12 protein-coding genes are annotated in these 14,562 nt (G+C 71.8%); 7 read left to right on the plus strand and 5 right to left on the minus strand.

The window, feature by feature from the left end; genetic code table 11:
- The first annotated feature begins 104 nt into the window (after window positions 1–104).
- Window positions 105–401, plus strand: a complete 297-nt coding sequence (locus DSY14_RS14385) for a hypothetical protein (protein ID WP_211717054.1) — start codon at window positions 105–107, stop codon at window positions 399–401.
- On the opposite strand, the gene DSY14_RS14390 is transcribed toward DSY14_RS14385, so the two are convergent.
- From DSY14_RS14390 to DSY14_RS14400, 3 genes are all read right to left on the minus strand, one after another.
- Window positions 389–1,999, minus strand: coding sequence for an MFS transporter (locus tag DSY14_RS14390; RefSeq protein WP_211717055.1), 1,611 nt, complete (start codon window positions 1,997–1,999; stop codon window positions 389–391). The genes DSY14_RS14385 and DSY14_RS14390 overlap by 13 nt on opposite strands.
- Before the next feature lie 104 nt (window positions 2,000–2,103).
- Window positions 2,104–4,815, minus strand: coding sequence for an ABC transporter permease (locus tag DSY14_RS14395; RefSeq protein WP_211717056.1), 2,712 nt, complete (start codon window positions 4,813–4,815; stop codon window positions 2,104–2,106).
- A gap of 5 nt (window positions 4,816–4,820) precedes the next feature.
- Window positions 4,821–5,585: an ABC transporter ATP-binding protein gene (locus DSY14_RS14400; protein WP_211717057.1), complete on the minus strand. Its 765-nt coding sequence runs from the start codon at window positions 5,583–5,585 to the stop codon at window positions 4,821–4,823.
- 338 nt (window positions 5,586–5,923) lie between these two features.
- Here DSY14_RS14400 and DSY14_RS14405 point away from each other — a divergent pair, with 338 nt between their 5' ends.
- The 5 genes from DSY14_RS14405 (at window position 5,924) to DSY14_RS14425 (ending at window position 10,461) form a co-directional block, all read left to right on the plus strand.
- Entirely contained in the window at window positions 5,924–7,264 is a 1,341-nt protein-coding gene (locus DSY14_RS14405) for a sensor histidine kinase (protein ID WP_211717058.1), read from the plus strand.
- The gene (locus DSY14_RS14410) at window positions 7,239–7,898 is read left to right on the plus strand and encodes a response regulator transcription factor (RefSeq protein WP_211717059.1); all 660 of its coding nucleotides are present in this window, start codon (window positions 7,239–7,241) and stop codon (window positions 7,896–7,898) included. Before DSY14_RS14405 ends, DSY14_RS14410 begins: the two co-directional genes overlap by 26 nt.
- Window positions 7,899–8,108: 210 nt before the next feature.
- Window positions 8,109–8,813 carry a beta-ketoacyl-ACP reductase gene (locus DSY14_RS14415; protein WP_211717060.1) on the plus strand — a complete coding sequence of 235 codons (705 nt, stop codon included), beginning with the start codon at window positions 8,109–8,111 and terminating at the stop codon, window positions 8,811–8,813.
- Between the two features lie 29 nt (window positions 8,814–8,842).
- Window positions 8,843–9,607 (plus strand): enoyl-ACP reductase FabI, encoded by a 765-nt coding sequence (gene fabI, locus DSY14_RS14420; protein WP_211717061.1) that lies wholly within the window; start codon window positions 8,843–8,845, stop codon window positions 9,605–9,607.
- Window positions 9,608–9,699: 92 nt separating this feature from the next.
- Complete coding sequence (locus DSY14_RS14425; protein WP_211717062.1) at window positions 9,700–10,461, plus strand: SDR family NAD(P)-dependent oxidoreductase; 762 nt, start codon at window positions 9,700–9,702, stop codon at window positions 10,459–10,461.
- Here DSY14_RS14425 and DSY14_RS14430 read toward each other — a convergent pair.
- The gene (locus DSY14_RS14430; protein WP_211717063.1) at window positions 10,412–11,845 is read right to left on the minus strand and encodes a serine hydrolase; all 1,434 of its coding nucleotides are present in this window, start codon (window positions 11,843–11,845) and stop codon (window positions 10,412–10,414) included. The genes DSY14_RS14425 and DSY14_RS14430 overlap by 50 nt on opposite strands.
- Before the next feature lie 61 nt (window positions 11,846–11,906).
- Here DSY14_RS14430 and DSY14_RS14435 point away from each other — a divergent pair, with 61 nt between their 5' ends.
- Window positions 11,907–12,599: a TetR/AcrR family transcriptional regulator gene (locus tag DSY14_RS14435; RefSeq protein WP_211717064.1), complete on the plus strand. Its 693-nt coding sequence runs from the start codon at window positions 11,907–11,909 to the stop codon at window positions 12,597–12,599.
- Window positions 12,600–12,632: 33 nt separating this feature from the next.
- Here the strand turns inward: DSY14_RS14435 and DSY14_RS14440 are convergent, their stop codons facing one another.
- The gene (locus DSY14_RS14440) at window positions 12,633–14,441 is read right to left on the minus strand and encodes a helix-hairpin-helix domain-containing protein (RefSeq protein ID WP_211717065.1); all 1,809 of its coding nucleotides are present in this window, start codon (window positions 14,439–14,441) and stop codon (window positions 12,633–12,635) included.
- Window positions 14,442–14,562: the final 121 nt, after the last annotated feature.

Raw genomic sequence — 14,562 nt, forward strand, 5'->3', positions numbered from 1 at the left:
CCCCGGAGCGCCCTGAGAGGGCCCCGGGGTCGCGTCGTTCCACGATTTCTTCACAAGTGCACATGGATATGTGATGATCGACGTGAGGAAAGGAGGCGGACAACGTGATCGAGCGACCCTACGAAGTGGACCTCGACCTGGGGGACGACCCCCAGGCGACCGAGGTCGCCCAGCGGCAGGTGTTCCTCGACCCCGACTTCGACATCCTCGTCTACGACTTCGAGGACGACGACAGTCGTGGCCGGATGGGGATCACCGACGGAGTCCGGGCCGAGCACCTGGCGGCGGCCATCCCACGACAGCGTTGGGGCGGTGATCGCAGCGCCGAGGAGGAGGCCCTCAGCGTGGTGCCCGACCCCGAGGCCGTCACCGACCGGCCCCCGGAGGGCTACGAGGACTGAGAACCCGGGTCGTGCCCTCCCGGTCGGTCACCGTCGATGGTCGATCCGGCGCTGGATCCCGGGCAGGAGCGCATCGGCGGCCCGGACACCGCGCAGAAGCGCAGGGGGTGGTCCTGGGCGAGTTCCTCCACGGTCCCGGCCTTCTCCTCGGGGACCGACCCCCGGTACGCGGCCTCCGCCGCCTCGGGCATCCGCCCGCGCGGCAGCGCCAGGGCGCACAGCGCCGCCGCCACCGCCAGCCCCGCCAGGATGAGCATGGCCGAGCCGAAGTGGTCGGCCAACCCCGAGGTGCCGCCCCCGGCACCGCCGATCCCGGCGAGGGCGGGGATCGCCGCCACACCGATCAACTGCGCTCCACGCGCGAACGTGTTGTTCACCCCCGATGCCAGACCGGCGTGCCGTTCGGGCACCGAGGCCAGCACCGTCGCGGTCAGCGGGGCCACCGTGGTGGACATCCCCAGAGCCACCAGCAGTACCCCGGGGAACACCTCGGTGAGGTAGGGGGCCTGCTCACCGATCCGCGACAGCCAGATCAGTCCGGCCGCCAGCAATAGCGGACCCACCACCAGCTGGGTGCGCGGGCCGATCCGCGAGGCGAGTTTTCCGGAGCGCGCCGACAGCGTCAGCATGAGGATGGTCAGCGGCAGGGAGGCCGCGCCCGCGGCGATCGGCGAGTATCCGGCGACCTCCTGCAGGTAGATGACCATCAGGAACAGCAGGGTCCCCAGTGCTGCGTAGATCACCACGGTGGAGGCGTTGGTCGCGCTGAACGGCGCCGACCGGAAGAGCCCGAGCGGCAGCATGGGCGTGCGCGCGCGGGCCTCCACCACAAGGAACACCACGAGCGCCAGCACACCCACCACCGCGCCGGTCCACACCGCCGGGGTGCCGCCCACGGCGCCCCACTGGATCAGGGCGTAGGTGATGCCGGCCAGCGCCACCACGCCCAGGAGAGCGCCACCGTAGTCCAGGCCGCCCGTGGCCGAGGTGTCCCGTGACTCGGGCACCTTGAAGTGCGCGATCGCCAACACCACGAGCGCGATGGGCAGGTTGATGAGGAAGATGAGCCGCCAGTCGCCGAGCTGCACCAGCCACCCGCCCAGGAACGGGCCGACCGCGGCGGCCACACCCGTGAGCCCGGACCACGCGCCGATCGCCCGGGCCCGGTCGTCCTCCCGGAACCCCGCCTGCAGGATCGCCAGACTTCCCGGGGTCAGCAGCGCACCGCCCACCCCCTGGGCGACCCGTCCTCCCACCAACCACTCCAGGTTCGGTGCGAACGTGCACAGGGCCGAGGCCAGGGCGAACAGCGCCACCCCGACCATGAACAGGCGCACCCGGCCGAACCGGTCCGAGAGCGACCCGCTCAGCAGGATCAGCGCGGACAGCGTGACCATGTAGCCGTTGACGATCCACTGCAGGCCCGCCAGGCCGGTGTCGAGGTCCTCCTGGATGGCGGGCAGGGCCACCGTGACGACGGTGGAGTCCAGGAACGCCATGCCCGATCCCAGGACGGTGGCCGTCAGCATCCAACGAGCCGCGGGCGTCCCCCAGGCCACCCGTCCGGTGGTCGTGGGCGTCGAGTTCGCACCCCTCATCAGGGCCCCCTTCCTCCATCGCCCACACTAAAGCGCGGACCCTCGCCCGAAGGCGAGGGTCCGCGCCGTGTTCCCCTCTCGGTTCCAGCGGTACCGGACCGCGATCACTCGCTGGCGAGCGCTCCGGTGATGGAGGTCCCGGCCGCCCGACGGGCGGGCAGCACCGCGGCGAGCAGGCCGGCCAGGATCGCCACCGCGATGAACACGGCGATCTGGACGACGGGGACGCTGAACACCAGGCCCGGCAGGACCGCGGCGGCCGCCGCCCAACCGAACAGCACACCCAGGGTGATACCGATGCCCGCGCCGATCATGCACAGCAGCACGGCCTCGACGCTCAGCATCCGGCGCAGCTGCCGCTTGGCCAGCCCCAGGGCCCGCAGGAGCGCGGACTCACGGGTGCGCTCCAGTACCGACAGCGCCATCGTGTTGGAGATACCGAACACCGCGATGATGATCGCCAGCCCCAGCATCGCCGCGATGGTGTAGAAGGCGATGTCCATCATCTCGGAGAACTGGTTCTTCATCTCCGCGACGGACATGACCTGCACGGTCGGGTACTCCTCGACCGCGGAGTAGACGGCATCGCGCACGTCGGCCGGGTCGGCGCCGTCGGCGGACCGGAGGTGGAGGTAGCGGGCCTCCTGGATCTCGGGGAAGGCGGCGGTGAAGTCCTCGGGGTCCACGACCGCGCCCCAGAACGTCGCGTTGGTCTCCACGATCGCGGCGATCTCCAGGTCGAGGTCGCCTCCGGGAGCGGGGATGGTGAGGGTGTCACCGACGCCCTGACCCTCGGCGCTGTTCTCGGTGAGCAGGACCTTGCCGGGTTCGAGATCGGACAGGTCGCCCTCGATGGCCTCGCCCCTGATGTCGACGCCCATCTCGGCGCCGTAGTACGCGCTCACGGGCAGTGCCATGGTGCTGAAGTCGTCGGGGTCCTCGTCCACCATGGTGAAGCGCTCGGACATCACCTTGCCCACCTGCGGACTGTCGGACAGCGTCTGCTCGATCTCGCTCGGCACGAGCGGGTCACCGGTCGACTCGTCGACGGGCAGACCGTCGACGGAAGCGCTGTCGGTGGTCTCGTCCTCGGTCGCGGGGCCCTCGACGGCACCGTCCTCGTTCGGGGAGCCCTCCTCCAGGCCGTCCCCGCCCTGGGCGCCCTCCGCGGCGTCGTCGTCCTCCGACCCGTCGGTGTTCGCCTGGTCCTCGGGGTTGTACTGCGCGCTCACCTGGTAGTCCACCGGGAACTCGCGTTCGAGCTGCTCGGTCAGTGTGGTCTCGAACGAGTCGCTGATCACCGAGTAGCCGGTGATCAGGGTGGCGCCCACGGTGAGGGCGATCATGGCGGTGGCGGCACGGCGCGGGCTCCGGGTGGAGTTGTCCACGGCCAGCATGCCGGGCACCCCCGTGCGGCGCAGCGGGATCCCGATCACGCGGACGATCCCGCGCACCAGGAGCGGACCGAGGACGACGACGCCGACGAAGGCGGTCATGGCGGCGCCGGTCACGATGAACAGTCCGGTGGTGTCGGTCGGACCCATCTGCGACAGGGCCACGAGCGCGGCGGAGACGGCGAAGGCGAGCACACCGAACACCGCGCGCACCCACCCGGTGCCCTTTTCCAGACCGGAGGCCGTGGCACTGGTGCGCAGCGCCGCCAGGGGCGCCACCCGCGTGGCCCGGGTGGCCGGGATGAGCGCGGAGAACACCGTCATCAGGGTGCCGATCAGAAGGCCGACGATCACCGCGGTGGGGGTGACCACCAGGGAGGCCGTGGCCTCGTTGCCCATCAACGGGCCGCCGAAGCGCGCTCCGGCCGCACCGACGCCGACACCGGCGAGCACGCCGAGAGCGGAGGCGAAGAAGCCGACCACGAAGGACTCGGTCAGCACCGAACGGAACACCTGGCCGCGCTTGGCGCCCACACAGCGCAGGAGGGCGAGTTCGCGCTGACGCTGGGCGATGAGGATCGCGAAGGTGTTGTAGATGACGATCCCGGCGACGAACATCGCGATGACGCCGAAGAGCAACAGGGCCACGCGGAGCATCTCGGTGTCCCCGCCCGCGCTCTCGGCCATCTCCTCACCGAACTGCGCGCCCGTCTGGACGTCGGTTCCGGTGACCGTGGCGATCGCGGCGGCGGCGTCCTCGTCGGAGGTGCCGTCGGTCGCCAGGGCGTTCAGCTCGGAGTAGCCCTCCGCGCCGGTCATCTGCTGGATGTCGTCCTGAGCGAAGACCACCGCGCCGCCGAAGGCGTAGCCGGTGTCCACACCGAAGTCGACCAGACCGGTGAGGGTGAAGTCGCGCTTGTCCTGCTCGGTGTCGAGCACGGTGACGGTGTCGCCGATCTCGAACCCGGTCTGGTCCGCGGTGGAGGTGGCCAGGGCGATCTCGTCGTCGGCGGCGGGCAGTTCGCCCTCGCTCGCGCTGAAGCGGGTGGTCTCACCGAACGCGACGGCGGTGGGCGGCGTGAACCCGAAGGCACGGCCCTCGGCGTCCAACAGGACGGCCTGACCGCGGATCAGTCCGTCGGCCTCGGCGACCTCGGGCAGCGCGCGGATGTCGTCGAGCACGCTCTGGTCGAACGGGACGGGGTCGCCGGGGAAACCGTCCTCGTCCTCCACCGGATCGGGGACGGCGATGGCGTCGACGCTGGTCGCCGACCCCATCACGGACTTCTCGTAGCTCGCCTCCAGGGTGTCGGCGAAGACCAGGGTCCCCGCCACGAACATGACGCCCAGCATGATGGCCAGGATCGTGGTGACGTACCGGGAGACGTGCAGCCTGAGCCCGGCGAGTGTGGTGCGCAGCATCGGGCTCAGGCCTCCAGCTTCAACAGGTGTTCGGAGACGACCTCGGCGGTGGGGTCGACGACCTCGTCGACGAGCCGGCCGTCGCGCAGGAACACCACGCGGTCCGCGTAGGACGCGGCGACCGGGTCGTGGGTGACCATGACGATGGTCTGGTGCAGGTCCTTGGCGGAGTCGCGCAGGAAGGCCAGGACCTCGGCGCCCGAACGAGAGTCCAGGTTGCCGGTGGGCTCGTCGGCGTAGACGACCTCGGGGGCGTTGAGCAGCGCCCGCGCCACCGCCACACGCTGCTGCTGTCCTCCGGACAGCTTGGCGGGAAGGTGGCCGAGGCGGTCGCGCAGTCCCACCACGTCGATGATGTGGTCGAAGCGTTCCTGGTCGACCTTGCGCCGGGCGATCTGGGAGGGGAGCAGGATGTTCTGCTCGGCCGTCAGCATCGGGAGCAGGTTGAAGGACTGGAAGATGAAGCCGATCCGGTCACGGCGCAGCAGCGTGAGGTCGCCGTCGCGCATGCCGGTGATCTGGGTCCGGCCCAGGTGCACGGTGCCCGAGGTGGCCACGTCGAGCCCCGCCAGACAGTGCATGAGGGTCGACTTGCCGGATCCGGAGGGGCCCATGATCGCGGTGAACGCGCCCCGGTGGAAATCCACGTCCACTCCGGCGAGGGCGTGCACCTGGCTGCCGCCGGTGTCGTAGGTCTTGGTGAGACCCCGCGCCACGACGACCGGAGGGGCCTGGACCGGGGACGGGGACTGCGCTGCGGGCGTACTCACGGCGGTTGACTCCTGGGTGTGTGGGGATCGGATCGTCGCCGGTGCATCGGTGCGATCCGGCGTGTCCCTCACGCTAGGCCCGTGACAGGCCCCGAAACCTCCCCCCGGAGACCGAACCGCGTATCGGCCAAAGGCACGATGGACGCCGGGTTCGCGATGCCTAAGTGGGGTCCGACCCCCTACTTTCGTCGGGGGGTGCGACCGCCCCGGCCCGGGGCCCGGTGCAAACGGCCCCCGTGTACCAGGCCGAACGCGACCGACCGACCATCGGACCCGCGACGGCCCGCCCCGGACCCGGCGATGTGGCCCCGCGGGTCCTCCGTCCTAGACTCGGTCGGGTGAACGGCTGGCTGAGAGAGCACAAGGACGGAGTCGCCGCCCTGGCGCGGCACAACGGGAAGTGGTGGTGGGACCGCCGGTTCCGCTTGGCGGACTGGTCCTTCGCGGTGTTCACACTGCCCTTCAGCGGTGTGACGATGGTCGCGGGCACCAGCGGTGGTGTCCTGGGACTGTTGTCGGGCCCGGTCGAGGTGATCACCGAGCTCTTGGCGCCGTGGGCGTGGATGCTGGTCGTGGGCCTGCTCATCTACTTCGTCCCGGGCCTCCTGGCCTCGGCGACGATGTTGTGGCGCCGCAGCGCCCCCCGCTGGCTCCTGCTGGCCGGGCTGCTCATGCTGGTCCTGTACGGCAACCCGATCCCGCTCATGGTGGGGCTGTACTCCTACCCGGCGTACTTCAGCGACCGCAGGACCCTCACCGGCTGGTTCGCCCTGGCGTGTCTGGCCAACGCCCTCATCTTCAACGTCGCCGTCATCTCGTTCGTGATGACCGCGATCCCCTTCCTGGTCGTGCCCACCATCGCCGGTCTGTGGATCGGCACCCGACGCGAACTGATCGTCCGTCTCAAGGAGCGCGCCGAACGCCTCGAACGGGAACAGCACATGATGGCCGACCAGGCCATCGCCGCCGAGCGCACGCGCATCGCCCGGGAGATGCACGACGTGGTCGCGCACCGGGTCAGCCTCATGGTGCTGCACGCCGGCGGTCTGGAGGTGTCGGCCTCCGACGAGCGCACCGGTGAGGCGGCCGGACTCATCCGTACGACCGGTCGGGAGGCCCTCGCCGAGCTCCGGGGCATCCTCGGGGTGCTGCGCGACGACGAGGGCGAGGCCGCGCCGACCGCCCCACAGCCCGTGTTGGGCGACCTCGAACGCCTCTTCGGCGAGTGGCGCGGAGCGGGCATGGACGTCCGTCTGCGGGAGACCGGTGCGGCCCTGGACCTGCCGGTGTCCACGCAGCGCACCGCCTTTCGGGTCGTCCAGGAGGCCCTCACCAACGCCGCCAAGCACGCCACCGGCGCCACCGTGCACGTCTGGGTGCACCACACCTCCACGCACCTGGAGGTGGAGGTCGCCAACGAGGCGGCCCCCGGGCCGGTCAACCCGCCCCCGCGCAGCGGTTACGGTCTGACCGGGCTGCGCGAGCGCGTCCAGCTGGCCGGTGGGCGGATCGGCTCGGGTCCCTGCCCGGAGGGCGGTTGGCGTTTGCGCGCTATCTTGCCGGTGCACGAAGACGACGAACCGACCGACGCCGACGAGGGCGCTCGGAACGACACCCCACCCCATGGCCCCGAGGAAGAAGAGGCGTCCACGCGTGATCCGCACGATCCTGGTCGATGACGAACACCTGGTCCGCTCCGGACTACGGATGATTCTGGAGTCCGCAGCGGACATCGAGGTGGTGGGGGAGGGCGACGACGGTGAGGACGCCGTCCGCCTGGTCGAGGAGCTGTCCCCCGACGTGGTGCTGCTCGACATCCGGATGGCCGGTACCGACGGGCTCACCGCCGCGACCCGGATCACCGCCCTTCCCGACTCCCCACGCGTGGTGCTGCTCACCACCTTCGACCTGGACGAGTACGTGCACAGCGCGCTGCGCGCCGGTGCGGTCGGTTTCCTGCTCAAGGACACCCCACCGCGTGACCTCATCAGCGCGGTGCGCACCGTGCACGAGGGGCACGCGATGCTCTCGCCCAGCGTGACCAAGCGCATGCTGGAGCGGTTCGCCTCACCCGCGCCCGCCGACTCGGCGGCCGGTCGGCAGGACGCCGTGCAACGGTTGTCGGTGCTCAGCGAACGCGAGCGCCAGGTGCTCATCGCGGTGGCCGAGGGCAAGTCGAACGCCGAGGCGGGCCGCTCCCTGGGCATGCGCGAGACCACCGTCAAGGCCCATGTGAGCCGGATCCTGGCCAAGCTGGAGATGTCCAACCGGGTCCAGGCCGCCATCCTCGCCCACGACGCCGGCTGGGCCTGAGAGGCGGGGCGACGGACACGGTCGGGCGGGTCATCCGGCCCGCCCGACCCCTACCACATCCACGGATTCTGTGGGTGTTCGTCATCGATGGTCCGTTCTGACCTCGGTTGCGGCTACCGACAGGTAGCTCGATACGCTGCATGGCGATCCCCACCCAGAGAGCAACACACGACGTGGCTGTGCGCGGCCACCAGACTTCGAGGAGCCCCTATGTCGCGTTCGGTACTGGTCACCGGCGGCAACCGCGGAATCGGCCTGGCCATCGCCCGTGAACTGGCCGCGAACGGCGACAAGGTCGCGGTGACCTACCGGTCCGGCGAGCCTCCGGAGGGCTTGCTGGGCGTGCGCTGTGACATCACCGACTCCGCCCAGGTCGACGCCGCCTTCAAGGAGGTCGAGGAGACCCACGGCCCGGTCGAGGTCCTCGTGGCCAACGCCGGTGTGAACAAGGACCAGCTCCTCGCCCTGATGAGCGAGGACGACTTCTCCTCGGTCCTGGACACCAACCTCACCGGCGCCTTCCGGGTCGCCAAGCGCGCCGTGCGCGGCATGATGCGCAAGCGCTCCGGCCGTATCGTCCTCATCTCGTCCGTGGTGGGTCTGCTCGGGTCCGGTGGCCAGGTCAACTACGCGGCCTCCAAGGCCGGTCTGGTCGGCTTCGGCCGTTCCCTGGCCCGCGAGCTCGGCTCGCGCAACATCACCGTGAACGTGGTCGCCCCCGGCTTCATCGAGACCGACATGACCGACGCCCTGTCCGAGGACCGCCAGGCGGAGATCAAGAAGAACATCCCCCTCGGCCGTCTCGGTCTGACCGAGGACATCGCCCGCACGGTCGCCTTCCTCGCCGGTCCCGGCGGTGGCTACATCAGCGGCGCCGTCATCCCGGTCGACGGCGGCCTCGGCATGGGCCACTGACCGACCCGCACCACACAGAACGGACCGCCATGGGAATCCTCGACGGCAAGCGCATCCTCGTCACCGGGGTGCTCACCGACTCCTCCATCGCCTTCCACGTCGCCCGCTTGGCCCAGGAGCAGGGCGCCACCGTGGTCCTCACCGGCTACGGGCGGCTGGGCCTGGTGCAGCGCATCGCCCAGCGCCTGCCCGAGACGCCGCCCGTCCTCGAACTGGACGTCACCGACGACGCGCACCTGGCCTCCCTGGCGGAGCGGGTCGGCGCACACGTGGACGGCCTCGACGGCATCGTCCACTCCATCGGGTTCACCCCGCAGGACGCCCTGGGCGGCAACTTCCTCAACACCGAGTGGAGCGACGTCGCCCAGGCGATGCACACCTCCACCTTCTCCCTGAAGTCGCTCACCACCGCCCTGCTCCCCCTCATGGACCGGGGTGGATCGGTGGTCGCCCTCGACTTCGACAACAGCGTCTCCTACCCCATCTACGACTGGATGGGTGTGGCCAAGTCCGCGCTGACCTCCACCGCGCGCTACCTCGCGCGGTACGTCGGCGACCGGAACGTGCGGGTCAACCTCGTCTCCGCCGGACCGCTCAGCACCATGGCCGCGCGCAGCATCCCCGGCTTCGACGAGCTGGCCCGGCACTGGCCCGAACGCGCCCCGCTGGGCTGGGACGTCAAGGACCCCGAGCCGGCGGCCAAGGCGGTCGTGGCGCTGCTCTCGGACTGGTTCCCCGCGACCACCGGCGAGGTCGTCCACGTCGACGGCGGTTTCCACTCGACCGGAGCCTGACCCCGGGACGGTACGGCGGGCGGCGCACCACGTGGCCGCCCGCTTCGCTGTGTAGCATCGGGGCCGGTACGGCGTGTGCGAGAGGTGGACGTATGGATCTGGGACTGTCGGGGGCCAAGGTCGTGGTGACCGGGGCGAGCAGGGGCATCGGCCGCGCCATCGCCCAGGCGTTCGCCGAGGAGGGCGCGGACCTGGCGTTGTGCGCCCGTACGCCCGAACCGCTCGCCCGCGCCGCCCGTGAGCTGCACGAGATGGGCTCCATGGTCTTCACCCGCGACCTGGACGTGACCGACCACGACACGCTGCCCGCCTTCATCGAGGACGCCGCCACCGCGCTCGGCGGGCTGGACGTGCTGGTCTCCAACGTCTCCGGGGGCGGCGCGGCCACCCCCGACCAGTGGCAGCGGGGCTACGACGCCGACCTCATGCCGTTCGTGCGTCTCACCGAGGCCGCTCGGCCGCACCTGACGCGCTCCGCGATCGGAGGCTCGGTCGTGCTGATCTCCACCACGTCGGCGCTGCACGTCACCCGGCCCGCCGGGGCGCGCTCCTACGGCGCGGTCAAGGCGGCGCTCAACCACCACGCGTCCTCGTTGGCCCGCGAGTGGGCGCCCGAGGGCGTACGCGTCAACACCGTCTCGCCGGGACCCACCGAGTTCCCCGGGGGCGGCTGGGACCGGCGTCGGGAGAACGACCCGGAGTTCTACGAGAGCATCCGCGCCCGGATCCCCACCGGGCGCCTGGGCCGCCCCGAGGAGGTCGCCCGTGCGGCGGCCTTCCTGGGCAGCCCGGCCGCCACCTACGTCACGGGTCAGAACCTCGTGGTGGACGGCGGCTTCCTCGACCGGATCTGAGCGCGGTCACCGAGCGCCACACCAGAGCCGCTCCGCCCAGGGCCGCGGACATCAGGATCGCCACCGTGCCCTCCGGGAACCACAGGAGACCGGTGCGCACGCCCGCGAGCATCGACAGTGCCGAGGCCATCACCAGGGTCAGGGCGCCGAACAGGCTCCAGGCCCACGGCCGCCACCGTCGCCCGATACTCCCGCGCGCCCGGTCGCGCACGGCGGTGACCAGTCCGGCGACGGACAGGGGGACCAACGCGGTGGACCCCCACACCAGCGCCGGCCCCCACGGGTCGGTCCCCGGTCGCTCCGGCGCGTCGCCCCCGGTCACCAGGTGCGCCAGGCCGAAGCCGACGGATTGGACGCGTGCGTCGCGCAGGTGGTCATAGGCGTTCTGCAGGACCACCACCGCGCGTTCGCTCTCGGGGAGGACCAGGATCATCGCCGCGTGGCCGGGGGTGGAACCGCCGTGCCACACCACGTGTTCGGTCACACCCGGAACCGGAGCGTCCCGCCACCCCAGACCGTAGGCGCGTTCGGGGGAGAGCCGCACGGATCCGGTCCGCGCCTCGGCCAGGGTCGCCGTGTCCAGGATCGGCGGGTCCTCGGTGAGCTGGAGCCGGTCGAAGGCGGCCAACGCGCGCAGATCCCCGCCGAGGTACCCGTAGGTCGCGCCGCCGTCGTCCACCTGTGGGGGAACCGGGGCCGGCACCCCCCACAAGGTGCGCCGACCGGCGGCCAGGCCCAGCTCGCGGGCCTCCTCGGCGGTGGTGAAGGTGCGCGTCATACCCACCGGCTCCAGGACGGCGTCCCTCATGTAGGAGGAGGGATCGGCGCCGGTGACCGCCTCGATGACGGCGCCCAGGACCAGGTAGTTCGCGCTGCTGTACTCGTGCTCGCCCGGTGTGCCCGGAGTGGACGCGGCCACCCGGGCCACACGCGCGTCGGTGTCGGCGGAGTCGGGGCCGTAGTCGTCGCCGACGGCGAACCCGGCGCGCGCGGTGATGCCGGAGGTCTGGGTGAGCAGGTCGCGTACGGAGGGGGCGGCCGCGAAGTCGGAGAACGCGGGCAGAGGGGCGTCGACCCGTGTGTCCAGGTCCAGGAGTCCCTCTTCCACCAGGGTGAGCGCCGCCGTGGCGGCCACCGGTTTGGCCACCGAGCCCCACAGGAACGGGGTCCGGGGCGTGACCGGTGCGCCCTCGCCGTCCACGCCGAAGGCGGACGCGTTCACGACCCCCTCCGCGTCGACCACCGCGTAGGCCAGGCCCGGTGTGCCCACGGCGTCCATGTGTTCGCGGACATAGGAGTCCATGGCCGTCGTGGGCGTGCTCTCGGCGGAGCCCGGTAGGGCTGTGATCAGTGCGAGGGACAGCAGGGCGGGGGAGAGGGACATCGGACCTTCGAGATAACCGTATGGTCATATGGTTATTACCGTACACTGATACGGTCGTCCGGTGCCACGAACCGCGGACCACGCCCAACGCCGAGCCCAGATCAGCCGGGCCGTGCGCGAGATCATCGCCGACGACGGCCTGGACGCCCTCACCGTGGCCCGGACCGCCGCCCGGGCCGGGATCTCCGTCGGCCTGGTCCAGCACTACTTCCGCAGCAAGGACGACATGCTGCTGCACGCCTACGAGGAGGTGAGCTCCGCCCTCGCCGCTCGCGTGAGCGCACTGACCGAGGAGGGCGTCCGGCACGAACGTTCCATCGCCCGGATCGTGTGCGCGGCGCTGGTCGAGTACCTGCCGCTGGACCCGAACCGACGTGCCGAACACCGCGTCACCCGCGCCCTGGCCGCGCGGGCCCTGGACAACCCCCGTCTGGCCGAGGTGGACGCCCGCGCGGCCGAGGACCTGCACGCCCAGCTCGCCCGCGCGATCGGCAACGGTGTCGAGTGCGGAGAGGTCGACGCCGACCTGGACCGCGACACGGCGGCCGCGCGCTTGGCCGCGGTGGTCGAGGGCCTGGCCACCCAGGTGCACCGGGGCGTCCCCGGCGTCGCCGACCGGGCCCGCGCCGTCGCCCGCACCGAGGTGGACGCCGTCTTCACCGGCAGGTGCCGTCAGTACGACGGAGCCGCCTCCGGCGATCGGGGCCGCTCCTCGGATCGCCTGCGCCCTCCGGGTTCGGCGCCCACCACCTGAGCCGTCCAGAGCCCACGGGGAGGGGCGCCCGGGTCAGCTCCCGCGCAGGATCTGGATCAGCCGGGTCGTGCGTTCGGGTGCGGCCGGGTTCTCCCGGATCCCGCTCTCCAGGGCTCCGTCCGTGGCGTCCACGACGGACACATGACGGACGGCGCGGGTCAGCGCGGTGTACACCTGGGGGCGGGACACCGGTACCTGCGGAGGGAACACCGCCACCACGGCGGGCCACAGACCCCCGTGCGCGGCGGCCACGGTGATCGCCCACCCGTGACGGAGCGCCGCCGGGTCGGTGACCGTCACCCGGGTGCCACCGGTCAGTTCCACCACGGCACCTTCGTCGAACCCGCGCAGGTGGCCGGTGTCACCCGGTCCGTACCCGGGGCCGGCGGCGGTGACCAGGACCCGGTCGCCCACGTCGAAGCCTCCGTGCGCGCCCGGGCCCGGGTTGAGCCGTTCCTTGCAGGCGGTGTTGAGGGAGCGCGCCCCGGCGGGGCCGTCCTCACGGGCGGTCACGACCTGCACGTCCTCGGCGGCGATGCCCAGCGCGCGGGGGATGGAATCGGTGACCAGCTGCGTCACCCGGTGGGCGGCCTCCTCGGCGGACGCCGCCGGGACCCGCACCACTTCGCGGTCGGGTGCCTGCACGGCGGTCCACTCGCCCGAGGCCACGGCGGTGGCCAGCGCGGCGAGGGGGCCGGGTTCGGCGTCGTCGGCCAAGGCGGTCACGTGCGCGGTCCGCGAGGCGGCCACGTCCACCACGACGTGACCGGGGGTGGCGGAGGGCGCCTGGTCGGGGTTGGAGAGCAACACCAGGTGCGCGCCGTCGGCGCACACCGACACCAGCTCGGCCATCCGGGCGGTGCCCACCGCCATCGCCTCGTACAACACCACGATGCCGGCCTCGACCGGCGCACGGTCCAGCAACGCGGCCAGGGACACCGCCCGCGGGGGTGTCTCGGCCTTCGCGTCGGTCTCGGTGTCGGCCGTCTCGGGGCCGGTCTCTTCGGCGTCCGTCGTGCCGGCGTCGGCCGTGCCGGCGACCCGCGCGAGGTCGGCGTCGACGGCGGCCGCGGTCGCGGCGGTGGGCGCGGCGATGGCGATGCCCACCCGGCTCTCCGCGGCGATCGCGGCCAGGGCGTGCAGGGCACGGGACACCTCGGCGCGGTCACCGGGTCCGTGCCGCACCACGGTGACCGGGCGCAACGCCACCGTCACCAGGGCCTCACGGGTCTGTTCGGACAGGACGAACCCGCCGCTCTCCTCGGCGGCCTCCACCGTCTCGGTGGCGGTCAACGAGTCCATCACCGGGTCGTTCGCGCCGATCAGTCGGTCCAGCTGGGTGCCGAGGCGCTGTTCGGCGTGACCGACGTCGTGCAGGGCGTAGAAGCGTTCGGGGTCGGGGACGTCGGGGACGCCGCCCTCGGCGAAGTCGAAGTCGTCGTCCGGCTCGTCGGTGCTCTCGAACAGCACGGCCTGTTCGGCCTCGACGGCGGCCTCCAGCGCGGCCATCGGGTTCGCGACGCCGAGCTTGCCGATCACCGTGGCCAGGCGCTTCTCCTCCACCGCGGTGTGCCCACGGCCGGCGGCGGTGCGCAGGGTGTGCCGCACCAGGGCGGCCAGACGGCGCGGATCGTCGGGGCGCGCCTGGTCGCCGAGGTGCTTGCGGGCACAGAAGTCGGCCTGCTCCACGGTCACCCCGGGCAGACGCAGCAGCAGCCAGGGGTCGGCGTCCAGTGCGGCGGCGGGTTGTGCGCCCAACTCGGTCACCAAACGTGGTGCGAGGGTGCGCGGAGCACCCATCCGGTCAAGGACGGCATGGACCTTCTCGACGACCTCGGACACCGGTTCCCCTCGTCAGGTGGTGGGTGGTTTCCGAGCGAGCCTATCGACTCACGGCGACGATCGGAGGCGGGGTCGACCGCTGCGCCCCCGGGAACGGTGTGGGTGGGGGAGTGCTCAGGCG

Source organism: Nocardiopsis sp. MG754419, assembly GCF_018207095.1.
Taxonomy (GTDB): Bacteria; Actinomycetota; Actinomycetes; order Streptosporangiales; family Streptosporangiaceae; genus Nocardiopsis.

Coding starts and splice junctions, on each gene's coding strand:
- DSY14_RS14390 (WP_211717055.1), bottom strand. CDS start 1,999: ATGAGGGGTGCGAACTCGACGCCCACGACCACCGGACGGGTGGCCTGG.
- DSY14_RS14395 (WP_211717056.1), bottom strand. CDS start 4,815: ATGCTGCGCACCACACTCGCCGGGCTCAGGCTGCACGTCTCCCGGTAC.
- DSY14_RS14415 (WP_211717060.1), top strand. CDS start 8,109: ATGTCGCGTTCGGTACTGGTCACCGGCGGCAACCGCGGAATCGGCCTG.
- fabI (WP_211717061.1), top strand. CDS start 8,843: ATGGGAATCCTCGACGGCAAGCGCATCCTCGTCACCGGGGTGCTCACC.
- DSY14_RS14425 (WP_211717062.1), top strand. CDS start 9,700: ATGGATCTGGGACTGTCGGGGGCCAAGGTCGTGGTGACCGGGGCGAGC.
- DSY14_RS14430 (WP_211717063.1), bottom strand. CDS start 11,845: ATGTCCCTCTCCCCCGCCCTGCTGTCCCTCGCACTGATCACAGCCCTA.